The sequence below is a fragment of the Pseudomonas sp. LAIL14HWK12:I10 genome (genome assembly GCF_900184205.1).
Taxonomy (GTDB): Bacteria; Pseudomonadota; Gammaproteobacteria; order Pseudomonadales; family Pseudomonadaceae; genus Aquipseudomonas; species Aquipseudomonas kermanshahensis.
In genome coordinates this window covers 392,960-415,401 of the sequence record NZ_FXWU01000005.1, presented here as the reverse complement: position 1 = coordinate 415,401, position 22,442 = coordinate 392,960, and the positions used below count along the sequence as shown (strand labels likewise).

Annotated in this window: 23 protein-coding genes and 1 pseudogene; 5 read left to right on the top strand and 19 right to left on the bottom strand. The window is 63.3% G+C overall.

Annotated elements, in window-relative coordinates:
* Positions 1-96: 96 nt before the first annotated feature.
* Positions 97-798 (top strand): FadR/GntR family transcriptional regulator, encoded by a 702-nt coding sequence (locus tag QOS90_RS14425; RefSeq protein ID WP_085272843.1) that lies wholly within the window; start codon positions 97-99, stop codon positions 796-798.
* 64 nt (positions 799-862) lie between these two features.
* Positions 863-1,324 (top strand): hypothetical protein, encoded by a 462-nt coding sequence (locus QOS90_RS14420; protein WP_027593229.1) that lies wholly within the window; start codon positions 863-865, stop codon positions 1,322-1,324.
* 168 nt (positions 1,325-1,492) lie between these two features.
* Here the strand turns inward: QOS90_RS14420 and QOS90_RS14415 are convergent, their stop codons facing one another.
* From QOS90_RS14415 to QOS90_RS14400, 4 genes are read right to left on the bottom strand one after another with little or no spacing between them, the layout of a single operon-like run.
* Positions 1,493-2,440 carry a lysylphosphatidylglycerol synthase domain-containing protein gene (locus QOS90_RS14415; RefSeq protein WP_027593230.1) on the bottom strand — a complete coding sequence of 316 codons (948 nt, stop codon included), beginning with the start codon at positions 2,438-2,440 and terminating at the stop codon, positions 1,493-1,495.
* Positions 2,440-3,642: a cardiolipin synthase ClsB gene (gene clsB, locus QOS90_RS14410; RefSeq protein WP_027593231.1), complete on the bottom strand. Its 1,203-nt coding sequence runs from the start codon at positions 3,640-3,642 to the stop codon at positions 2,440-2,442. The genes QOS90_RS14415 and clsB overlap by 1 nt, the downstream gene beginning before the upstream one ends.
* Entirely contained in the window at positions 3,639-4,424 is a 786-nt protein-coding gene (locus tag QOS90_RS14405; protein ID WP_027593232.1) for an endonuclease/exonuclease/phosphatase family protein, read from the bottom strand. Before QOS90_RS14405 ends, clsB begins: the two co-directional genes overlap by 4 nt.
* The gene (locus QOS90_RS14400) at positions 4,421-5,338 is read right to left on the bottom strand and encodes a DUF72 domain-containing protein (protein ID WP_027593233.1); all 918 of its coding nucleotides are present in this window, start codon (positions 5,336-5,338) and stop codon (positions 4,421-4,423) included. The genes QOS90_RS14405 and QOS90_RS14400 overlap by 4 nt, the downstream gene beginning before the upstream one ends.
* Before the next feature lie 216 nt (positions 5,339-5,554).
* Between QOS90_RS14400 and QOS90_RS14395 the strand changes: the two genes are divergently transcribed.
* The 3 genes and pseudogenes from QOS90_RS14395 to QOS90_RS14385 all read left to right on the top strand — a co-directional run bounded on the left by QOS90_RS14395 (position 5,555) and on the right by QOS90_RS14385 (position 6,815).
* Entirely contained in the window at positions 5,555-6,106 is a 552-nt protein-coding gene (locus QOS90_RS14395) for an ATP-dependent Clp protease proteolytic subunit (RefSeq protein WP_027593234.1), read from the top strand.
* A 193-nt stretch (positions 6,107-6,299) separates the two neighbouring features.
* Positions 6,300-6,455: pseudogene (locus QOS90_RS14390) on the top strand (con-10 family general stress protein); the annotation flags it as partial.
* A 90-nt stretch (positions 6,456-6,545) separates the two neighbouring features.
* On the top strand, positions 6,546-6,815 hold the full coding sequence (locus tag QOS90_RS14385; RefSeq protein ID WP_027593236.1) for a DUF6555 family protein: 270 nt from the start codon (positions 6,546-6,548) through the stop codon (positions 6,813-6,815).
* A 54-nt stretch (positions 6,816-6,869) separates the two neighbouring features.
* Here the strand turns inward: QOS90_RS14385 and paaZ are convergent, their stop codons facing one another.
* The 15 genes from paaZ to paaF all read right to left on the bottom strand — a co-directional run bounded on the left by paaZ (position 6,870) and on the right by paaF (position 22,282).
* Complete coding sequence (paaZ, locus tag QOS90_RS14380) at positions 6,870-8,924, bottom strand: phenylacetic acid degradation bifunctional protein PaaZ (RefSeq protein ID WP_085272844.1); 2,055 nt, start codon at positions 8,922-8,924, stop codon at positions 6,870-6,872.
* Between the two features lie 38 nt (positions 8,925-8,962).
* On the bottom strand, positions 8,963-10,195 hold the full coding sequence (locus tag QOS90_RS14375; protein WP_027593238.1) for an OprD family porin: 1,233 nt from the start codon (positions 10,193-10,195) through the stop codon (positions 8,963-8,965).
* Positions 10,196-10,227: 32 nt separating this feature from the next.
* Positions 10,228-11,790, bottom strand: a complete 1,563-nt coding sequence (locus QOS90_RS14370) for a cation acetate symporter (RefSeq protein WP_027593239.1) — start codon at positions 11,788-11,790, stop codon at positions 10,228-10,230.
* On the bottom strand, positions 11,787-12,095 hold the full coding sequence (locus QOS90_RS14365) for a DUF485 domain-containing protein (protein ID WP_027593240.1): 309 nt from the start codon (positions 12,093-12,095) through the stop codon (positions 11,787-11,789). Before QOS90_RS14365 ends, QOS90_RS14370 begins: the two co-directional genes overlap by 4 nt.
* Positions 12,096-12,180: 85 nt before the next feature.
* Positions 12,181-13,257 carry a 1,2-phenylacetyl-CoA epoxidase subunit PaaE gene (gene paaE, locus QOS90_RS14360; RefSeq protein ID WP_085272845.1) on the bottom strand — a complete coding sequence of 359 codons (1,077 nt, stop codon included), beginning with the start codon at positions 13,255-13,257 and terminating at the stop codon, positions 12,181-12,183.
* Between the two features lie 15 nt (positions 13,258-13,272).
* Entirely contained in the window at positions 13,273-13,806 is a 534-nt protein-coding gene (gene paaD, locus QOS90_RS14355) for a 1,2-phenylacetyl-CoA epoxidase subunit PaaD (RefSeq protein ID WP_085272846.1), read from the bottom strand.
* Positions 13,793-14,551, bottom strand: a complete 759-nt coding sequence (paaC, locus tag QOS90_RS14350) for a 1,2-phenylacetyl-CoA epoxidase subunit PaaC (RefSeq protein ID WP_027593243.1) — start codon at positions 14,549-14,551, stop codon at positions 13,793-13,795. Before paaC ends, paaD begins: the two co-directional genes overlap by 14 nt.
* Positions 14,552-14,559: 8 nt before the next feature.
* Positions 14,560-14,841: a 1,2-phenylacetyl-CoA epoxidase subunit PaaB gene (gene paaB / locus QOS90_RS14345; RefSeq protein ID WP_004374528.1), complete on the bottom strand. Its 282-nt coding sequence runs from the start codon at positions 14,839-14,841 to the stop codon at positions 14,560-14,562.
* Positions 14,842-14,866: 25 nt separating this feature from the next.
* The gene (gene paaA / locus QOS90_RS14340) at positions 14,867-15,856 is read right to left on the bottom strand and encodes a 1,2-phenylacetyl-CoA epoxidase subunit PaaA (protein ID WP_027593244.1); all 990 of its coding nucleotides are present in this window, start codon (positions 15,854-15,856) and stop codon (positions 14,867-14,869) included.
* A gap of 228 nt (positions 15,857-16,084) precedes the next feature.
* Positions 16,085-17,404: a phenylacetate--CoA ligase PaaK gene (gene paaK, locus QOS90_RS14335; protein WP_027593245.1), complete on the bottom strand. Its 1,320-nt coding sequence runs from the start codon at positions 17,402-17,404 to the stop codon at positions 16,085-16,087.
* A gap of 111 nt (positions 17,405-17,515) precedes the next feature.
* Positions 17,516-18,736, bottom strand: a complete 1,221-nt coding sequence (gene pcaF / locus QOS90_RS14330) for a 3-oxoadipyl-CoA thiolase (RefSeq protein WP_027593246.1) — start codon at positions 18,734-18,736, stop codon at positions 17,516-17,518.
* Positions 18,729-19,169 (bottom strand): hydroxyphenylacetyl-CoA thioesterase PaaI, encoded by a 441-nt coding sequence (gene paaI, locus QOS90_RS14325; protein WP_027593247.1) that lies wholly within the window; start codon positions 19,167-19,169, stop codon positions 18,729-18,731. The genes pcaF and paaI overlap by 8 nt, the downstream gene beginning before the upstream one ends.
* Entirely contained in the window at positions 19,162-20,679 is a 1,518-nt protein-coding gene (gene paaH, locus QOS90_RS14320) for a 3-hydroxyacyl-CoA dehydrogenase PaaH (protein ID WP_027593248.1), read from the bottom strand. Before paaH ends, paaI begins: the two co-directional genes overlap by 8 nt.
* A gap of 2 nt (positions 20,680-20,681) precedes the next feature.
* Entirely contained in the window at positions 20,682-21,473 is a 792-nt protein-coding gene (gene paaG / locus QOS90_RS14315; protein ID WP_027593249.1) for a 2-(1,2-epoxy-1,2-dihydrophenyl)acetyl-CoA isomerase PaaG, read from the bottom strand.
* A 35-nt stretch (positions 21,474-21,508) separates the two neighbouring features.
* Entirely contained in the window at positions 21,509-22,282 is a 774-nt protein-coding gene (paaF, locus tag QOS90_RS14310; protein WP_027593250.1) for a 2,3-dehydroadipyl-CoA hydratase PaaF, read from the bottom strand.
* Positions 22,283-22,442 lie beyond the last annotated feature (160 nt).

Genomic DNA, 22,442 nt, shown 5'->3' with positions numbered 1-22,442 from the left:
ATCGTGCTCTTGTGAGATCAGCGGGCATTATAGTGCGTTTTGACGTAAAACTGCGGTTACAATCGTTCATCGTCTGGTTTTTGAATGGATCCTCTGATGGAGCGTGTCAACCCTGAACGACGTGTCAGCCTGGCCCAGCAACTGGTGCTTGAACTGTCACGTAGCATTCTGGCCGGCGAGCTACCGGCGGGCACCAAGTTGCCGACCGAACAAGCCTTTACCGAGGCGCGCAAGGTCAGCCGTACCGTGGTTCGCGAAGCGATGTCGCGGCTGCAGGCAGAGGGCCTGGTCGAAACCCGCCGAGGCATCGGCACGTTCGTGGTCGACACCACCCGGCCAGGCGACTTTCAGGACAGCCAGCACGAGAAGGGCAGCGCCCTCGATGCGGTGGCGCTCATCGAATTGCGCTTGAGCCTGGAGGTGGAGTGTGCTGCGCTTGCTGCGCAGCGTGCTACGTCAAGCCAGTTGCAGGCCATTGCCGACGCCCTGGGCGAAGCCAATGCTGTGGGGCCGTTGCACCAGGACAGCACGCGCATCGTATTCGAGTTTCACCTGCAAATTGCCCTGTGCACCGGCAACAGCTTCTTTATCGATGCCATGCGCCACCTGGCCGATACCCTGATGCGTGGCGCGCAGAGCAACGTTACCCAACAGCAACGCGCACAACAGGTGCGTGAGCGCGAGCAGATTTATGCTGCACTCGCGCACCAGGACGCCGATGCCGCCCGGGCAGCGATGCGGCTGCACCTGACCAACGAACTGCACCGTGCGCAACAAGCGGCCCAGCCCCCGGCGTAAAAACTCTGAATTTTCCCGTGGTAGGCGCAGTCGACCGTGTATAGCCCACTGACGGAGAACGCACATGTCTCGCCCCGATGAACCCAAGCCTTACACACCTACCGAAATCGACGACACCGAAGACCGCATGGGCAGTGTCCATGAGCTGGACTTCAGTGACCGTCACGACGAACGCGAAGGGCGGGTGGGCGACGAACGACCTGCGCGTGAAGATGAGCAGGAGTTTCCGCCACAGCGCGTCGCCGAAAGCGGCATGACGGGTGGCGAAGCGTTGAGCGACAGCCTGCACGAAGACAACGTCACTTATGACGACATGAGCCCGGATACCTTGCTGGACGAGACCGGTGCTCGCGACCCGTTTGAAGAGGGTGACGGCGAAGGGCCGGCAGACCAGTCGTTGCGGCAGGTCAATGCTAATGAGATTGGCGGCGGCTTTGGGTTGGATGAGGCTGAACTGGCGCGTTCGGCGCCATTGGACGGTGAGCCGTGGACCGATGATGTGGTTGATGAGGAGGATAAGTCCTAAGCGCTCGCTGTACCACGCTGGCCGTTTGTTAGGGCCAAGGGGGCCGCTGCGCGGCCCATCGCAGGCAAGCCAGCTCCTACAGGAGAGCGAGATTCCGTGTAGGAGCTGGCTTGCCGGCGATGGGCTGCGCAGCAGCCCCAATTCCCCGCGCCGAGGCCCTGTAGAGCGCTAGGCCGGATTATCACGCTGGCGCATGGCCTTGGCGCGTTTCTCCAGAATCAGGTACGTGATCACTGCCAACAGCAGCGGAAGCAGGTAGTACAGCGTGCGATACCCCAGCAATGCCGCTACCAGCGTGCCCTGTTGCATCTGGCCATGCAGCAATGCCAGAAATACCGTTTCAAGCACCCCAAGCCCGGCCGGGATGTGCGCAACCACGCCCGCTACGCAACTGATCAGCAGTATCCCGAGGATCGACGGGTAGAAGGCTTCCCCAGGCAGCAACCAGAAGATCAGCAGGGCCATCAACGCCCAGTTGCTGGCGCCAAGGGCAACTTGGGCCAGCGCCAGACGCCAGCCAGGCAAGGTGACTTCGTGCTCACGCCATTGCCAGGTGCGTTTTTTCGCAAAGCCGCAGGCCAGCAAGTAGCCGATGGCGATTGCCAGCAAGCCAAAACCGATCAGTTGCAACCCCGTTGCCCCGACTGCCCAGCTGTCCGGCAGGTCTACCAGGCGCAGGGCGAATACCGTACCCGCCAACAGCATGTAGCCCATCCAGTTGGTGAGTAAGCCAAGGGTCAGGATGCGGGTGATGGTCGCGGTATCCAGACCTAGCCGGCCGTACAGCCGATAACGCAACGCGACGCCGCCCACCCAGGTGGTGAAGTTGAGGTTGAAGGCATAACAGACGAAAGCCACAGGCAACACCTGCCTGGCAGGCAGGTTGTGGCCTGTATAGGCACGCGCCAGCAGGTCGTAGCTGGCAAACGTCAGGTAGCTGAACAGCGCAACCGCCAACCCGATCGCTAAAGTGCCAGGCTTGTAGGCCAGCAGCGACTGGCGCACCTCGTTCCAGTCCAGGTTGCGCGCCAGCATGAACAGCAAGGCTGGAATCAACAAAAGGAAGAGCAAGGTGAACAGGCGCTTGGCCCAGATTTGCCAACGTTTACGGGCCATCACGTCTGGCCCTCATGCATATCGCCGTGGGCTTCCACCTCCGGCTGCACCGAGCGCAGGCGCTGGCGGTGCGCCGGGAACCAGCCGGCAATGCGCGGAAAGTGACGTATGGCGTGGAAGCACAGGAAAATCAGCGGCGCCCGCCACCAGTAACCGCGGACCATGCGCTCCAGGGTGACGGCCTTGCACTGTTCGCTGGCCAGCGACTGCAGGTGCTGATGCAATTGTTGGTTGAAGCCGTGATCGCGGATGAACAGGTTGGCTTCAAGGTTCAACGACAGGCTCAAGGGGTCGAGATTGCTCGAGCCGACAGTGGCCCACTGGTCATCGACCAGCGCGACCTTGCCATGCAAAGGCCGGCGGCAGTATTCATGAATGTGCACACCGTCACGCAGCAGGTAGTTGTACAGCAGCCGCGACAAGGCCCGCACCCAGCGCATGTCTGGCTGGCCTTGCAAGATCAAGGTCACGTCCACCCCACGCCGCGCCGCATTGCGCAGCTCCCGCAGCAACCGGTAACCCGGAAAGAAATAGGCATTGGCCACCACGATACGCTGCCGGGCAGCGCGGAAGGCTTGCAGGTACTGGGCTTCGATGGCCGTTCTGCGCTGGCCATTGTCGCGCTCGACCAGCAGGGCAGTGATAGCCCCGGTGGGCTCGGTGACAGGCCGCACCTCACTGGGTGGCTGCAGCACGGGGGACATCAGGCGACGGCTGGTGGCATGCACTTGCGCAACCACCGGGCCGGTAACCTCCACGGCATAGTCCTGTTTGGCCATGGGGCCGTAGTCGCCCAGGTGATCGGCACTGTAGTTGATACCGCCGATGAACGCGCGCTGCCCATCGATGACCACGATCTTGCGGTGCAGGCGGCGGAACAGGTTGGTGCGCATGCCCACCAGCCTGGGCTGTGGGTCGAAGGCATGAAAGTTGACGCCGGCTTCGGTCATGGCCGAGATGAAGGTGTCGGGCAGGTCGGCAGTGCCGTAACCATCGACCGCCACTTCGACGCGCACGCCGCGCTGCGCGGCGTCTATCAACACCTGCTGCAACTGCTGGCCGACCTTGTCATCGAAGATGATGAACGTCTCCAGCAGGATTTCCTCCCGCGCCTGGGCCATCGCTTCAAACACGCGTGGGTAATACTGTTCGCCATTGATCAACAGCTGCACGCTGTTGCCCTCTAGCCAAGGTCGGTTCATAGGCTGATCTCCGCAGTGAGGGGGGCATGGTCGGAAAGGTGCGACCATGGGTATTTCGACAGCACCTGCGCCTTGCTCGGCATGGCATTGCGCAGGTAGATGCGGTCAAGCCGCAGCAGCGGCAAGCGCGCCGGAAAACTGCGCGCCGGGGTGCCGAAACGCTCGCCAAAGGCTTCGACCAGGTGTTCGGACAGCGCCACATCCGCTTTCAGGCGCCAGTCATTGAAATCGCCGGCAATGATCACCGGCGCATCGGGCGGCAAGCTGTCGAGCAGCTCCAGCAACAGGCGCACCTGGCGCTGGCGGTGTGATTCCCGCAGGCCCAGGTGCACGCACACTGCATGCACCTCTTTATGCCCAGGCACCTCCAGGCGGCAATGGAGCAGGCCACGCTGCTCATTGCCGTCGATGGAAACATCCCGGTTGTCGAACTGGCTGATGGGGAATTTCGACAGCAAGGCATTGCCGTGGTCGCCATGGGGGTACACAGCGTTACGGCCATAGGCGAACTGCGGCCACATGCTGTCGGCCAGAAACTCGTACTGCGGCGTTTCCGGCCAGGCTGCGTGGCGCTCGGCATGCTGCTGGTGGCTGCCGTGCACCTCCTGAAGAAACACCAGGTCGGCGCCGGTGGCGCGCACAGCATCGCGCAGCTCAGGCAGGATGAAACGCCGGTTGAAGGCGGTGAAGCCCTTGTGCACGTTGAGGGTCAGCACGGTCAGCCTTTGCACCGTGGTGACGTTGTCGATAATGCAGCGCGGTGTGGGCAAGGTCTTGTTCACAGCTCAACCTCCGGCTCGACACCGGGTTCGGTGAGCAGGTCATAGTCCAGCTTCAACTTCTCCAGAAGGCGCCGGGCATCGTAGGGCGCATGGACCTTCTGGTCGTTGTCGAAGTAGCAGTAGATATCACGCGTGGCCCGCTTGGGCGGTGCGCCGGGTAGCACGGTGTGTGCGTCGTCGGCCTGGCTGCCTTGGCTCCAGCGCAGAATGCGCTGTTTCCAGCGGCGCAAGGCCTGCGCCGTGTAGCCACTGCTGTAGAGCTCCACATCACCGTGCAGGCGCATGTAGACGAAATCGGCCGTGACATCTTCGACATAGGGCCATTTCCCTGCACTGTCGGCCACGACCAGCGCCACACGGTGTTTGCGCAACAGCTTCACGAAGGCTTCGCAAAGAAAGCTCTCGTGGCGGATTTCCACGGCGTGGCGCAAGCGTGCGTTGCCTTTGATGTCAGTGCCGCCATTGCCCTTGAGCCGCTCGTCACACCCTTGTGCGCATTCGCGCGCCGCTTTTCGGTTACGCGGCAGCAGCGCCAGAAACCGCGCAAAGCGTGCTTCGTCGAACTTCATGTTGGGTGGGAACTGCCACAGAAACGGGCCCAGCTTGTCGCCCAGCAACAAAGGCCCGGAAGCAAAGAAATTGGCCACCGGCGCTTCGATGTCCTTGAGCCGCCGTACATGGGTGATGTAGCGCGGTGCCTTTACCGAGAATACAAAGCCGTCCGGCGTCTCCTCACGCCACCCCCGATACCGTTCGGGCGTCTGCAGGCTGTAGAACGAGCCATTGATCTCGATGCTGTTGACTGCCCGCGAGGCGAACGCGAGTTCACTGTCCTGGCGCAGCCCTTTGGGGTAGAAATCCTTGCGCCAAGGGCCATAGCGCCAACCTGATATACCAATACGGATCTCGCTCACGCTGCCTTCCTCATTGCCAGCTTTTTGAGAGGTCGCTCTGAAGGTGCGACTGATGCGCGGCCGTGAGGTTCAGCACGGTTGACCAACGGGGAATGCACGCAGAGTTGAACTTTGCCGCGGTTGGCGTCTCCACCGCATAGCGGGTGCAAAAGACGACTACACCCCCATGACGGATTGGCCATTCACCGGCATGAACCGCCAACCCTGGAGGCAAACATGGCCAGACACATCATCCATTTCACCGGGCCGATCAACTCATCCACTTGCGGCAACCTGATCAACACCTGTTCGCGCGCCATGCAGCAGGGCGCACAGCTGCTGCAACTGAACATCGCGACCATGGGCGGGGAGTGCAGCTACGGGTTTACCTTGTACAACTTCCTGCGGGCGCTGCCGATTCCGCTGCATACCCACAACCTGGGGACGGTGGAATCGATGGGCAACATCCTGTTTCTGGCGGGCGAACATCGCACCGCCTGCGCGTTCAGCAAGTTCCTGTTTCACCCCTTCCATTGGACGCTGCACGGGTCGGTCGACCACGCCAGGATGGCCGAATACGCCATGAGCCTGGATTACGACCTGCGGCTGTACGCTCAAATCGTGGCAGAGCGAACCGAAGGCAGTGCCGAAGTGCTGGACGTGCCCCGTTACCTGATGGCCTACCCGCGAATACTGGGGCCCGAGGAGGCACTGGAGAGCGGGCTGATCCATGCCATCGACGAACTGCCGATCGAGTCCGATTCCACCCAGTGGAGCGTGCATGCCTAATGCCGCCACGCAAGCATTTGGCCTGGGGACGTTTGGCGCCACCCGTCAGCCGTGTGCAATTCGATTGAGCATTGCCCGTGTTTGCTGGCTCGGAATCAAGGTACGGCCCAGCAACCTTTCCATCGCAAGGAGATACCACATGGCACGTGATCAAGAACGTACCAGCCAGCGCGGCGGCACCAAGGAAACCAACTCGGGCAATTTCGCCAACGACCGGGAAAAAGCCTCCCGCGCCGGGCACAAAGGCGGCAAGGTGTCGGGCGGCAACTTCGCCAACGACCGTGAACGCGCCGCTGAAGCCGGCCGCAAGGGTGGCCAGAACAGCCATGGCGGCGGACGGCGACCGTAGCGATTGACCTAGGTTGGCAAATTTTTTGAATTTTCTGGCACTGCCCAGATCAATCAAAAGGTCATCCATGGAGAAGAGGAGGCCCCTGCGATGCCTGGTCCACAGCTGTACATCATCGACTACCAACTGCATGGCCAACCGCGCAGTTTCATCATCCGCCTGGAACGGTTGGACAATGCCGAGGCCTGGCATTGGGCCAGCTGTGATGCGGGCATCGGCATCATTCCGAAATTCGGGCGGGAAAAGATCAAGAAAGTCAGCAGGCCAATGGCCGAACGGTATGGGATTACCGCCGTGAGCTGGCGTATTTCCGGGAGCAAGCCCAATCAATCGGTGGGTGACCCAGCCGTGGTGGGTTGATGAATGAATGAGCGATGGGCTGCGAGGCAGCCCATCGTTTGGCAGGTAGGCTACTCAGTCAACCTTCTTCAATACCAAGGTCAGAATGTCATAGCTGGCCACCAGCTCACCCAGCTGGTTGGTAACCTCAACGTCCCACGCCACCACGCCTTGCGGCTGCCCCAACGGGCTAGCCTTGCCCTGGTCGATCTTGCGCTTGCAGGTCAGGCGCGCCTGGATCGTATCGCCAATGCCTACAGGGTTGATGAAGCGCAGGGTATCCAGGCCGTAGTTGGCCAGTACCGGGCCGGCGCCAGGGGATACAAACAGGCCTGCCGCTGCCGACAGCACGAAGTAGCCATGGGCGATACGCTTGCCAAACTGCGATTCCTTGGCGGCGATCTCGTCGAAGTGCATGTAGAAGTGGTCACCCGACAAGCAGCCGAAGTTGACCAGGTCTGCCTCAGTTACCGTACGGCGGTGGGTTAACAGTGACTCGCCGATACGCAAGTCCTGGAAGTAGCGACGGAACGGGTGCACTTCGCTCTCGATCACTTCTGCGCCGCGCACGTACTCGCCCGTTACTGCCGTGAGCATGCTCGGTGAGCCTTGTACGGCCGCACGCTGCAGGTAGTGCTTGACTGCGCGCAGGCCGCCCAGCTCTTCACCGCCACCCGCGCGGCCGGGGCCGCCGTGCTTGAGTTGCGGCAGCGGCGAGCCATGCCCGGTGGACTCCAGCGCGGCTTCGCGGTCCAGCACCAGCAGGCGGCCGTGCCAGGCAGCCGCCACCGGGATGGCTTTGGCGGCAACGGCGCGGTCGGCAGTGACCAGGGTCGCCACCAGGCTGCCCTTGCCGCGGGCAGCCAGGGTCAGGGCTTCGTCAAGGTCATCGTAGGCCATCAGCGTGCTGACCGGGCCGAACGCTTCGATATCGTGCGCACCACCTTCAGCATGCGGGTAGCGGGCCTGGAGCAGGGTCGGCGCAAAGAACGCGCCCTCGGCAACACCCTCACCACGCGGCGCAAAACCGTCACTGGCGCCGAACAGCTGGTCGCAGCTCTGCAGCAGGCTGCGTACACGCTCGCCGACGTCGCGCTGCTGGTCATGCGAGGCCAGGGCGCCCATGCGCACGCCTTCCACTGAAGGGTCGCCCACCACCACCTTGCTCAGGCGTTCGCGCAGGCGGGTAGCGACGGCATCGATATGCTTGACCGGGACGATGGCGCGGCGGATGGCGGTGCATTTCTGCCCGGCCTTGGTGGTCATCTCGCGGGCCACCTCCTTGATGTACAGGTCAAACTCTTCGCTGTCCGGGGTCACGTCCGGGCCGAGAATCGCGCAGTTCAGCGAATCCGCTTCGGCGGTGAACGGTACCGAGTTGCGGATCAGGTTCGGCGTCACGCGCAGTTTGGCGGCGGTATCGGCGGAGCCGGTAAAGGTCACTACATCCTGGCCCTGCAAGCGGTCGAGCAAGTCGCCGGTGCTGCCGATCACCAACTGCAAGCTGCCGTCGGGCAACAGGCCCGACGCGTTCATCAGGCGCACCACGGCTTCAGTCAGGTAGCTGGTCGAGGTGGCGGGTTTGACGATGCACGGCATGCCAGCCAGGAAGGTCGGGGCGAACTTCTCGAGCATGCCCCAGATCGGGAAGTTGAACGCGTTGATGTGCACGGCGACCCCGGCACGTGGCACCAGGATATGGCTGCCGGCAAAGTGGCCTTGCTTGCCCAGCGGTATTGCAGGGCCTTCGTGCACCAGGTTGCCGGAGGGCAGTTCGCGGCTGCCGATGCCGGCATAGGCGAACAGTGTGGCGTTACCGCCTTCGATGTCGATCCAGCTGTCGGCGCGGGTGGCGCCACTGTGGTGGGACAAGGCGTACAGCTGCTCTTTGCGCTCGGCCAGGTACAAGGCCAGGGCCTTGAGGCGTGCGGCGCGCTGTTGGAAGTCCATGGCCATGAGGGCGGCCAGGCCACGGGCGCGGGCAAAGTCCACGGCTTCGGCGAAATCCGGGCGCTCTTCATGGCTGTAGGCCAGAACGTGACCGTTCAAGGCGCTGCGCAGGGCCTGGGCGCCGTGCTGGCCGATCCAGCGACCGGCAATGAAGCTTTGCAGGGTTGGGGCGTCAGACATGCTGTTCTCCATGCTGTTCTAATGGGGGAAGGGCGCTGTTACCACAGCGCCAAGGTGTAGCCGATGATCAGGCGGTTCTCGTCCACGGCATTGGTCAGGCCATTGCCGGAACGGAAGGTGACGTTGCGCCAGCGCAGGCTGACGTCTTTGAACGGGCCGCTCTGGATGACGTAGGTGAGGTCGGTGTCGCGTTCGCGCTCACGGCCGTTGCTGACCGTGGCGGTCTCGGCGTGGCGGCCGTCGGTGTAGCGGGTCATGAAACTCAGGCCCGGGATGCCCATGGCGACGAAGTCGTAGTCGTAGCGCACCTGCCAGGAATCGAGCCCGGCGCGGGTGAAGGTGTTGTAGGTCACCAGGTTGACGGTGAACGGGTCGCCGCCGTTGACGAAGGGGAAGGCGCTGTCGCCGGACATCTGTTGCCAGGTGGCGGTGAACTTGTGCGCCCTGACGCCGAGGGTGAACATGGCGTTGAAGTTACGGTTGTCGATGTTGCCGGCACGCTCGGCGCCGTCGTTACGGCTGTCGAAATAGCGCAGGTCGCTGCGCAGGCTCAGGCCTTCGCCCAGTGGACGGGTATCGACCAGGCCGACGAACTGCTGGCGGTAGATGTCTTCGAGCTTGGCGTAGTAATAGCTGACGCTGGTCTGTGGGGTGATGGCATAGCTGCCGCCGCCGAAATCCAGGTGGTCGCTGCTGGCTGCGCCGTAGCCCATGTCATCGCGGCCGGACGAATCGCGCAGGTTGGCCTTGGTGAGGCGCCCGGCGTTGACGGTGAGGCCATTGAGCTCCTGGCTGGTCAGCAGGCCGCCCTGGAACGTGGAAGACAACAGACGGGTGTCGTTGTACACCACCACCGGCAGGATCGGCTGCAGGGTGCCCAGGCGCAGGGTGCTCTTGGAAACCCGTGCTTTACCGGTCAAGCCCAGCTCGCTGTAGTCATCGACAGGCTCGTGGCTGTTCGGGCCAAAGGGCAGCAAGCCGGTGTTGCGGCGGTCGCGGCTGGAGTCAAGCTTGAGACCCAGCTGGCCCATGGCGTCCACGCCGAAGCCCACCCGGCCTTCGGTAAAACCGGACTCCACGCGGGCGGTAAAGCCTTGGCCCCATTCCTCGGCCTTGGCCTGCGGAGCATTGCTCTGGCGGAAATCGCGGTTGATGTAGTGGTTGCGCAGTTCCAGGCGTGCATGGCTGTCGCTGACGAAGTCGGCCATGGCCGGCAAGGGCAGGGCGAGCGTGGCAAGCCAAGCGGCAGAAGAGAAGCGAGTGCGGTTCATTGTTGTTGTACCCGACATGGTTGTTCTCGAAATCAGTGCTTGCTGGCGCCGGCAGCGCCGATACCGGTCATGGAGCGAATGAACTGCGCCAGGTAGCGACCACGCTCCTCGCTGGCACGCGCGGAGGTGTCGGTGACCGAGAACACCCAGGCGCCGAAAAACGCCAGGCTCATCGAGAACAGCGCCGGGTTGCTGTAAGGGAACAGCGCCTGTTCGTTGTGCAGCACGTTGACCCACACTGCCGGGCCGAGTACCACCAGCGCCACGGCCGAGAGCAAACCGGCCATGCTGCCGCACACTGCACCACGGGTGGTCAGGCCCTTCCAGAACATCGAGAGCAGCAGCACCGGGAAGTTGACCGATGCAGCCACGGCCAGTACCAGGCCGGAGAGGAAGGCGATGTTCTGCGACTCGAACACCAGCCCCAGCACCACTGCCAGCAAGCCGATCACCAGGGTGGCGATACGCGAGACACGCATTTCTTCCTGTTCAGTGGCCTGGCCTTTGCGTACCACGCAGGCATAGAGGTCGTGGGAAACCGCCGAAGCGCCGGACAACGCAAGGCCTGCCACTACCGCAAGAATGGTGGCGAAGGCCACGGCAGAGATGAAACCCAGGAACAGGTTGCCACCCACCGCCTGGGCCAGGTGCACCGCGACCATGTTGCCGCCGCCGATGATCGCGCCTGCCGCATCGCGGTAGGACGGCTCGGTGCCGACCATGACGATGGCGCCAAAGCCGATGACAATCAGCAGCAAGTAGAAGTAGCCGATGAAACCCGTGGCGTAGAACACACTCTTGCGCGCTTCCTTGGCATCGCTGACGGTGAAGAAACGCATCAGGATATGCGGCAGGCCCGCAGTGCCGAACATCATGCCCAGGCCCAGGGAAATCGCATCGATCGGGTTCGACAGCAAGCCACCCGGCGCCATGATCGCCTGGCCCTTGGCATGCACGGCCACGGCGCTGGCAAACATCGCTTCGGTGCTGAAGCCAAAGTGCTTGAGCACCATGAACGCCATGAAGCTGGTGCCGGACAGCAACATCACGGCCTTGATGATCTGCACCCAGGTGGTTGCCAGCATGCCGCCGAAGGTCACGTAGGCGACCATCAACACCCCGACCAGCATCACCGCGTACAGGTAACTGATGCCAAACAACAGTTCGATCAGCTTGCCGGCCCCGACCATCTGGGCCACCAGGTACATCAGCGCGACGACCAAGGTGCCGAATGCCGAGGTCAGGCGCACTGGGGTTTGCGCCAGGCGGTAGGACACGACGTCGGCAAACGTGTACTTGCCCAAATTGCGCAGGCGTTCGGCGATCAGGAACAGGATGATTGGCCAGCCGGCCAGTACGCCCAGGGCGTAGAGCAAGCCGTCGTAGCCGTTCATGAACATCATGGCCGAGATGCCCAGGAAGGACGCTGCGCTGATCATGTCGCCGGCGATCGCCAAGCCGTTCTGCATGCCGGTCAGGCCGCCGCCAGCGGTGTAGAAGTCACTCGCCGAGCGGGTCCGCAATGCGGCCCAGCGGGTCACCAGCAGGGTGAAGCAGACGAACACCATGAACATCGAAATGGCAGTCCAGTTCATTGCGCGCACTCCTGCTTGACCTTGTCGTTCAGCGGGTCGAGCACGTTGTTGGCGCGGTGCACGTAGATGCCGGTGAGGGCGAACGACAGCAGCACCATGAGCACGCCCACCAGCATGCCGACGGTAGTCACGCCACCGCTGAGCGATTGGCCGAGGGTGCTGGGGGAGAACGCCACCAACAGGACGAAGCCGTAATAGATCACCAGCATGGCCAGGGTCAGGGTGCCGTTGAGGCGACGTTTGCGCCGGACCAGGTGCTGGAAGTCGGGATGGTTGGCGATGCTTTCTATGCGTTCGGGGGTCATGGCAAGCGATCTCTTGGTGTTGTAGTTGTTTTTGAGGTCACACAGGTGTTGCGGTGGTGCTTAGGGCCTCAACGCGGGCCAGGTATCAGAGCTGGTCGAAGTCGAGCACCACTTTGTCGCTCACCGGGTAGGTCTGGCACGACAGCACATACCCCGCCGCCACTTCGTAGTCTTCCAGCGCATGGTTGCTGTCCATCTCGACCTCGCCTTCGATCACCCGGCACTTGCAGGTCGAGCACACGCCGGCCTTGCACGAGTACGGCAGTTCGGCGCCGATGGCGTTGCCGGCGTCCAGCACGTTCTGGCTGTTGCGCGGCAGGTCGAAGCTCAGCGCCCGGCCATCGCTGATCACGGTGATATGGCTGAGCGCCGAATCCACCTGGCGCGCAGCTTCACGGGCTTCGCGGCGCGCTTCGCTGCCCGCGGCGGCGAACAGTTCGAAGTGGATGCGGTCCTTGGCCATGCCGTTGGCCTGCAGGCTGTCACGCACGGTTTCAGTCATGGCCTGGGGGCCGCAAATGAACGCAGCGTCCAGCGTGGCGACGTCCAGCCAGCGGGAGAACAGCTGGCCGCATTTGTCGGCATCGATCCGGCCGTTGTACAGGTCGACGTCCTGCTGCTCGCGGCTGAACACGAAAATCAGGTTCAGGCGGTCCAGGTAACGGTTTTTCAGGTCTTCGAGCTTGTCGCGGAACAGCGCACCGGAGCTTGAGCGGTTGCCGTAGAGCAGGGTGAAACGGCTGTGCGGTTCAGTGGCCAGGGTGGTGGCGATGATCGACAGGATCGGCGTAATGCCGCTGCCGGCGGCAACGCCCAGGTAGTGGCCTTCGCGGGCGGGGTCGAGCGGCACGAAGAAGCTGCCCGACGGCGGCATCACCTCCAGTTGCTGGCCAGCCTTGAGCTCTTCATTGGCAAAGGCCGAAAAACGCCCACCTGGCACGCGCTTGACAGCCACACGCAGTTCGCCGTCCTGCACGGCGCTGCAGATCGAATAGGAACGACGCACTTCTTCGTCATCCAGCTGGGTACGCATGACCAGGTACTGGCCCTGGGTGAAGCGGAATTGCGTCTGCAGGTGCTCGGGTACGTCAAAGACGATGGACACGGCGTCGCGGGTCTCGTTGCGTACTTGCTTGATGGTCAGGCTGTGAAACTGGCTCATGGTGTTCTCCACGGCTCAAATGCATTTGAAATAGTCGAATGGCTCCAGGCACTCGCGGCAGCGGTACAGCGCCTTGCAAGCCGTGGAGCCGAACTGGCTGAGCAGTTCGGTATGCGCGCTGCCACACTGCGGGCAGCACACTTGGGGCGCCTCACCGAGCAGGCTGCGCTTGCTGGTGCTGCCTTCGGGCGGCGCTATGCCATAGGTGCGCAAGCGTTGGCGGCCCAGGTCGCTGATCCAGTCGGTGCTCCAGGCCGGGGTCAAGCGCCGCTCCAGTGCGGGGGCAGCAAAACCGGCCTGTTGCAGCGCGTCACGGATATCGGCCTCGATCACCTCGGTCGCCGGGCAACCGGAATAGGTTGGCGTGACGACCAGGTGCAGGTGGCCGGCGCGCCAGTCCAGGTCGCGGACAATGCCCAGGTCAACCACGCTCACCACCGGCACTTCCGGGTCCATGACCTGCTCCAGCACCGCCCAGGCCCGGGCCAGGTCGTCGCCTCGGGCGGCACGGGCGCCGAGGTCGCTGGCGATCAGCTCACCAGGTCGCATCGGGGTAGGCCCGTGGCAGGAACTGCATTTCGGCCAGCAACAGCCCCAAGTGCTCGGTGTGCAGGCCTTTGCGACCGTCCAGGTAGAAATAGCTGGCGGCTTTGGGCAGCGGCAGCTCGACCGAGTCGAAAATCGCGCTTACCTGCTTGAGCCAGGCCGCGCCGACGGCGGCCGGGTCAGCAGCGATGCCGGCTTCGGCCAGCTGAACTTCGCTGTCGCTACCCGCGGTCAGTTCAACGGTGAAGCGCCACAGCGCTGGGATGGCGTCTAGCATGCGCCGACGGCTTTCGTCGGTGCCACCGCCCAGGCGTTGCACCCACTCACCGGAGCGACGCAGGTGGTAGGTGACCTCCTTGAGTGCCTTGGCAGCAATGCCGGCGATACGCTCATCGCGGGACGCAGCCAGGCCCTGCAGCACCGCGAAGTGCCAGGCGTCGTATAAAAACTGCTTGGTCATGGTCACGGCGAAGTCGCCATTGGGTTGTTCGACCAGCAGCAGGTTGCGGTAGGCGCGTTCGTCACGGCGGTAGGCAAGGGCATCGGCGTCACGGCCGTCGTCGAGCAATTCGGCGGCGTAGTCCAGCCAATTGCGGGCTTGGCCGACCAGGTCGAGGCCGACGTTCATCAAGGCCAGTTCTTCCTCGATGGCCGGTGCGTGGCCGCACCATTCACAGAGCCGCTGGCCCTGCACCAGGGCACTGTCGCCCAGGAGCAGCAAATAGGGGATAAGCGCTTCTTTATGCATGGCCAACCTCACATGTGTCCGACTTCGTCGGGCAGCTCGTAAAAGCTGGCATGGCGGTAGACCTTGTCGTCCGAGGGGGCGAACAGCGGGTCTTTCTCGTCAGGGGAGGAGGCGGTGATCAGCGCCGATGGCACCACCCACAGGCTCACGCCTTCGCTGCGGCGGGTGTACAGCTCACGGGCATTCTCGATGGCCATGGCGGCGTCGGCGGCATGCACGCTGCCGACATGCTTGTGGTTCAGGCCGTGCTTGCTGCGCACGAACACTTCGTAGAGGGTCCAGACAGACATTTTCGATCTCCGCATCAATCGCCGCTCACGCGGCGTTCTTGTTCTGTTGCTTGCGCGCATAGGCCACGGCGGCCTCGCGTACCCAGGCGCCGTCCTCGATGGCTTTGCGCCGGGTGGCGACACGTTCCAGGTTGCAGGGGCCGTTGCCCTTGATGACTTCGTAGAACTCGTCCCACTGGATGTCGCCGAAATCGTAGTGGCCGCGGGCTTCGTTCCACTTCAGGTGCGGGTCGGGCGCGGTGCAGCCGAGCAGCTCGAGCTGTGGCACGGTCTGGTCGATGAAGCGCTGGCGCAGCTCATCATTGGTCTGGCGCTTGATCTTCCACGCCATCGACTGGGCGCTGTTGGGGGAGTGCTCGTCACTGGGGCCAAACATCATCAACGATGGCCACCAAAGGCGGTTGATGGCGTCCTGAACCATGTCCTTCTGAGCCTGGGTACCGTGGCGCATCATGGTCAGCAGCAGCTCGTAGCCCTGGCGCTGGTGGAAGCTCTCTTCCTTGCAGATGCGGATCATGGCGCGGGAGTAGGGGCCGTAGGAGGTGCGCTGCAGCACCACCTGGTTGACGATCGCAGCGCCATCGACCAGCCAGCCTACGGCGCCCATGTCGGCCCAGCTCAGGGTCGGGTAGTTGAAGATGCTCGAGTACTTGGCCTTGCCGCTGTGCAGCTTGGCGATCTCTTCGTCGCGGTCGGCGCCGAGGGTTTCCATGGCGCTGTACAGGTACAGGCCGTGGCCGGCTTCGTCCTGAATCTTGGCCATCAGTTGCAGCTTGCGTTTCAGGCTTGGGGCGCGGGTGACCCAGTTGCCTTCAGGCAGCATGCCGACGATTTCCGAGTGGGCGTGCTGGGAGATCTGCCGGATCAGCGTTTGGCGGTAGGCCTCGGGCATCCAGTTTTTGGCTTCGATCTTGATCTCGGCATCGATCTTTTTCTGGAAGTCGCGCTCTTCGGGCGACATTTCGTCCAGGGACTTGACGCGTTTGACGCCGGTTTCGACTAGCTGTGCGTACATGTTCCGACTCCTGCTAAGGCATGAGTCATTTGTAAGCGATACAAAACATAACGTCAAACAGTTTTATGTGTATCGAATAAGATTTATGTATCGCTTTGCGGACCTTTCGCAGCACAAGGCTGCTCCTACAAGGGCGCGCACCACCTGTAGGAGCAGCCTTGCACTGCGAAAGGGCAGGCAAAAAAAAGCCCCGGACTGAGCCGGGGCCGTAAAAAGGCAGCTGATAAGTCAGCTGGCCAACCGTTTGTCGAACACGTGGCACGCCTTGCCTTCAGAACGCTTGAGCGTGCCGCAGGGCTGCAGTCGCACCTGGGTGCTGATGCCGATGTAGGTCTTGATCTGCTTGGTCAGTTCACCGATCAGCAGCTTGCGCTGGCCCTCGTCCATCGCCTGGCATTCGCCACGCAGCTCCACGTGCACCTCGACACTGTCCAGGTTGCCATTGCGATACAGATGAATCTCGTACATCTCTGAAAGCTGTTTTATTTTGAGTACCTGCTCCTCAATCTGGGTCGGGAACACATTGACCCCACGAATGATCAGCATGTCGTCACTGCGCCCGGTGATCTTGCCGATCCGCCGCATCGGCCGCGCGGTGCCTGGCAGCAGGCGGGTCAGGTCACGGGTTCGGTAGCGCACCATCGGCAGCGCCTCCTTGCTTAGCGAGGTAAATACCAGCTCGCCCAATTGCCCGTCCGGCAGTACCTCGCCGGTAACCGGGTCGATGATTTCGGGGTAGAAGTGGTCTTCCCAGATGGTCGGGCCATCTTTGGTTTCGATGCACTCCATTGCCACACCGGGCCCCATGATTTCCGACAGGCCATAGATGTCGAGGGCCTGGATACCCAGGCGCTGCTCGATGGAGCGCCGCAGTTCGTCGGTCCAGGGCTCGGCACCGAAGATGCCCAGGCGCAGCTTGAGGTCGTGCGGGTCGATGCCCTGGCGCTCGATCTCGTCGGCCAGGTTGAGCATGTAAGAGGGCGTGACCATGATGATGTCGGGCTGGAAGTCGCGGATCAGTTGCACCTGCTTCTCGGTCTGGCCACCGGACATTGGGATGACCGTGCACCCCAGCCGTTCGGCACCGTAATGCGCGCCGAGCCCGCCGGTAAACAGGCCATAACCGTACGAAACGTGCACTTTGTCGCCTTTGCGCCCGCCGCCGGCGCGGATCGAGCGGGCGACCACATTGGCCCAGGTGTCGATGTCGTTCTGGGTATAACCGACCACGGTCGGCTTGCCCGTTGTGCCGCTGGAGGCATGCAGGCGCACGACCTCTTCCTGGGGCACGGCAAACATGCCGTACGGGTAGTTGTCGCGCAGGTCGTTCTTGCCGGTGAAGGGGAACTTGGCCAGGTCGTCGAGCGACTTGAGGTCATCGGGGTGCGCGCCGCATTCGTCGAAGCGCTTGCGATACAGCGGCACGTTGTCGTAGGCGTGTTTCAGGCTCCAGCGCAGGCGCTCCAATTGGTGCTGGCGCAGGGCGTCGACGCTGGCGGTTTCCATAGGGTCAAGCAGGGCACGATCGGCATCATGGTACATGTTCATGGCTTCACTCGAATTGTTCTTGTACGCCGACCGGCGCGGGTTCGCAGCCGGGCGGTGAGTGTCATGGGCGCAGCATAACCGGCTGCGTTGTGTTCGGTAACAAGCCGTTGGTCAGAGGCGCTCGATGACCATGGCGATGCCTTGGCCAACGCCGATGCACATGGTGCACAGGGCGTAGCGTCCGGCAGTTTCTTCCAGTTCGTGCAGTGCGGTGGTGACCAGGCGCGCGCCACTCATGCCCAACGGATGCCCCAGGGCAATGGCGCCGCCGTTCGGGTTGACCCGCTTGTCGTCGTCGGCCAGGCCCAGCTCGCGCAATACCGCCAGGCCTTGGGCAGCGAAGGCCTCGTTTAGCTCGATGACATCCATGTCGGCCAGCGACAGCCCGGTGAGTTCGAGCACCTTGCGGGTAGCCGGCACCGGGCCGATGCCCATGATGCGCGGCTCGACCCCGGCCACAGCCATGCCGACAATGCGCCCGCGGGCTTTAAGGCCATGGCGCCGGGCCGCTGCGCTGCTCGCCAGCAGCAGTGCACAGGCACCGTCGTTGACACCAGAGGCGTTGCCAGCGGTGACACTGCCACCCTCGCGGAACGGCGTGCCGAGCTTGGCCAACTGCTCCAGCGTGGTGTCGCCACGCGGGTGTTCGTCGTGCTCGACGCGCTTGGCCGGCCCTTTGCGCTGGGGGATTTCGACCGGCACGATCTCCTGGGCCAGGCGGCCTCGGGCCTGGGCGGCGGCAGCCTTGTGCTGGCTGCGCAGGGCGAAGGCGTCCTGGTCTTCACGGGAGATACCGAAACGGGCAGCGACGTTCTCAGCCGTCTCAGGCATCGAGTCGGTGCCATGTTCGGCCTTCATCAACGGGTTGACGAAGCGCCAGCCGATGGTGGTATCGAACAGTTCGGCGGCGCGGCCAAAGGCTTGCTCCGATTTGCCCATGACGAACGGCGCGCGCGACATCGACTCCACGCCGCCGGCCAGCATCAGCCCGGCTTCACCGCAGCGCAGGGCACGGGCCGCGTTGCCAATGGCGTCCATGCCAGAGCCGCACAAGCGATTGAGGGTGGTGCCCGGCACCTCGATCGGCAGGCCCGCCAGCAGGCTGGCCATGCGGGCAACGTTGCGGTTGTCCTCACCGGCTTGGTTGGCGCAACCGAGGATTACGTCGTCCACTGCTGCCCAATCCAACTCCGGGTGGCGGGCGATCAGGGCCTTGAGCGGGATGGCGGCCAGGTCGTCGGGGCGCACGCCGCTCAAGGCGCCGGCGTAGCGGCCGATCGGCGTGCGCACGGCGTCGATGATCAGCGCATCGGCCAGGGTGTGTTCAGTCATCTTGTGTCTCCTGCGCGAGCACCGTGCCGCGTACTTTGTAGGATTTGCCATGGAACATCGCCACCAGCTCACCGCGCTGGTTCTCGATGCGAACGTCATACAGGCCGGTACGGCCTTTGCGGCTGACTTCGCTGGCCGTGGCGGTCAGCACGTCGTCGCGCAGTGCCGGCGCCAGGTAGTCGATGCTGCAACCCAGGGCCACGGTGGCCTGGTCGTAACTGTTGCAGGCGAAGGCGAAGGCCGAATCCGCCAGGGCGAACAGGAAGCCACCGTGGCAGGTGCCGTGGCCCTGGATCATGTCGGCGCGCACCGGCATGCGCAGGCGCGCCTGGCCAGGGCCGGCTTCGAGCAGGCTGATGCCCAGCCCTTGGGTGGCGTGATCGCGGGAAAACATGGCATCGGCACAGGCTTGTGCCAGCTCGATTTCAGTCATGCAGATTGCCTCCTTGGGCTTCGCAGCGGCGCAATAGCAGGGAAGGGCGATAGCGGCTTTCGCCGTAGCTGCGCTGCAGGTTGTCGAGTACACGCAAGGTCTGGCTTATGCCTATGCGCGAGGCCCAGGCCAGCGGGCCGCAGGGGTAGTTCACGCCGGCGCGCATGGCCAGGTCGATATCGGCTGCCGAGCCAACACCTTGCAACACGGCATCGGCGGCTTCGTTGGCCAGCATCGCCACCGTACGCAGCACGACCAGGCCAGGCAGGTCGGCGACTGCGGTCACTTTCAGGCCGGCGCGGGTTAACAAGCCAACGGCCTGGTCGCGGGCCTCACGGGTGGTGTCGGCAGACCAACTGATCGCAATGCGGGAAGCCGTGCTGTAGTCCAGGGCCAGATCGACCAGTACCAGGTTGCGCAGGCCTTCTTCGCGGGCACGCTGCGTGGCCAGGCGGCCGTCGGAAAGCGCCAACGTGGCATCGCCGACCTGGATCACGCCACTGCCGGCGCGCTCGGTCACGGCGATGCCGCTGTCGCGCAAACGCTCGACCAAGGGCTGCATGGCGCCCAGATGCCCCTCGATAACGCAGGACTCAACCTGCGCCGTGCTTTGCAGCGCTGTAGGTTGCGGGCGCTCGGCGCCTTCGGCGTAGCTATAGAAACCTTGGCCAGTTTTGCGGCCAAGGCGCCCGGCATCCACCAACTCCTTTTGCACGAGCGAAGGCTGGAAGCGGAAATCGCCATAAAACGCCTCGAACACCGAACAGGTGACGGCATAGTTGACGTCATGGCCGATCAGGTCGGTGAGCTCGAAGGCCCCCATGCGAAAGCCGCCGGCGTCACGCAATAGCGCATCCAGGCTGGCGCAATCGGCTGCACCTTCCTGCAACAGGCGCAGGCTCTCGGCGTAGAACGGCCGGGCTACACGGTTGACAATAAAGCCCGGCGTTGAGCGGGCATGCACCGGCTGTTTGCCCCAGGCTTTGGCGGTGTCGTAAAGGCTGGCGGCCACGGCAGGGTCGGTAGCCAACCCCGAAACGACCTCGACCAGGGCCATCAACGGTGCCGGGTTGAAGAAATGCATTCCCACCACTTGCTGTGGGCGCTTCAAGCCAGCGGCCAGGCTGGTGATCGAGAGTGACGAGGTGTTGCTGGCCAGGATGCAGTCGTCTGCGCACAGCGCTTCAAGCTCGTGCAACAAGGCCTGCTTCACTGACAGGTTTTCAACGATGGCTTCGATCACCAGGCGGGCATCGGCCAGGGTGTCGAGGGTGTCGGCTGGGCACAGGCGGGCGACGATCGCTTCCCGCTCGCCCGCAGGCAACTTGCCTTTTTCTACCAAGCGGGCGAGCTGACGATCGATACCCGCCACTGCCTGAGCGGCGGCGCCGGGGCGGTTGTCGTAGAGTTTGACCGGGTGGCCGGCTTGCGCGGCCACTTGGGCGATACCTGCGCCCATGGCGCCTGCACCGATCACGGCCACTTGGGTGTTGCGGTCGAGTGCGCTCATGCTCAACGCCCCTTGAACGCAGGCGTGCGCTTGTTCATGAAAGCGCTTACGCCTTCGCGGTAGTCCTCGCTGCGGCCAGCCAGGCGCTGCAGGTCGCGCTCCAGTTCCAGTTGCTGGTCGAACCCGTTATCGAAACTGGCATTCAGGCTGCGCTTGATCAGGGCCAGGCCGTAAGTGGGCTGCGTGGCGAGGTGGCGGGCGAGGGTGAGGGCCTCGTCGCGCAACGCGGCATCGTCGACCACGCGATGGATCAACCCCCATTGCTGGGCCTGTTCGGCCGTAAGGCGTTCGCCCAGCATCGCCAACGCCTTGGCCCGCGCCATGCCGACTAGCCGTGGTAGCAGCCAGGTGCCGCCAGAATCCGGCACCAGGCCGATCTTGCAGAAGGCCTGGATGAAGCTGGCCGAACGGGCGGCCAGTACCAGGTCACAGGCCAGCGGAATATTGGCCCCGGCGCCCGCAGCCACGCCGTTGACGGCGCAGATGACCGGCAGCGGCAAATCGCGCAGGGTGCGCACCAGTGGGTTGTAGAACTTATCGATGGACTCACCCAGGTCCGGCATGTCGGCCCCTGGCGCGACATTGCGATCAGACAGGTCCTGGCCTGCACAGAAGCCGCGGCCTTCGCCAGTCAACAGCAACACCCGTGCATCTTTGCTCTGGCGTACTTGCTTCAAGGCTTCGCGCACTTCCAGGTGCATGGGCGTGTTGAAACTGTTCAGCTGCTCCGGGCGGTTCAGCGACAGGAGGGCAACGCCGTCCTCGATGGAAAACAGGATGTGTTCGAACGTCATGGCAGACTCGCTTGGTCAGTCGAATGGGGAGGTGCTCAGCAGCCTTTGAACCGGGCCTGGCGTTTTTCCTGGAAGGCGCGAATACCCTCATTGCGGTCGGCGGTGCCGGCGAGCAGGGTGAACGCGTGGCGCTCGAAGCGCAGGCCACTGGCAAGGTCGGTATCGCCGGCCTTGAGCAAGGCTTCCTTGGCCAGGCGCACTGCCAGCGGCGCCTTGGCCGCGATAATGCGGGCCACTTGCACGGCCCGCTCCACGGCCAGTTCCGGCTGGGTGATTTCGCTGATCAGGCCGGCTTGCAAGGCGTGCTGGGCGCTGATGGCTTCACCGGTCAACACCATGTGCATGGCCAGCGGCTTGCCAACCGCGCGCAGCAGGCGCTGGGTGCCGCCAGCGCCGGGGATGATGCCGAGGTTGATCTCCGGCTGGCCGAAACGGGCGTCGCTGCCCGCAATGACGATGTCGGCGCACATCATCAGCTCGCAACCGCCGCCCAGGGCGTAGCCGTTAACGGCGGCGATCAGCGGCTTGGAGAACGCGGCTATCCGTTGCCAACACGCAACGCGAGGGTCATTGAGGATGCCGACCAGGTCGCGCTCGGCCATCTCGCCAATGTCGGCGCCGGCGGCGAACGCCTTGCGGCTGCCGGTAATCACCACGGCATGGGTCTGATCATCACGCTCGGCGGCATCCAGCTCGCTGGCCAGCTCGGCCAGCAACGCTGTGCACAGAGCATTCAGCGCTTCTGGCCGTTGCAGGGTGATGAGCCGGACGCCGTGCTCCGGCGCTTGCGCATCGAGATAACGAGGCATATCGGGTTCCTCTGGCTGCTCGCACGGCACATCGATTGGCCGGCATTTCTTGGAATTGTTTGCAGGGACGTGGGCTGCACCACGTTCAGGTGCGGACAGTATATGCCTTATGCGATACACCAAAGCAACATCAAAAAGTGTTTCACGTATCTCTTTGTGA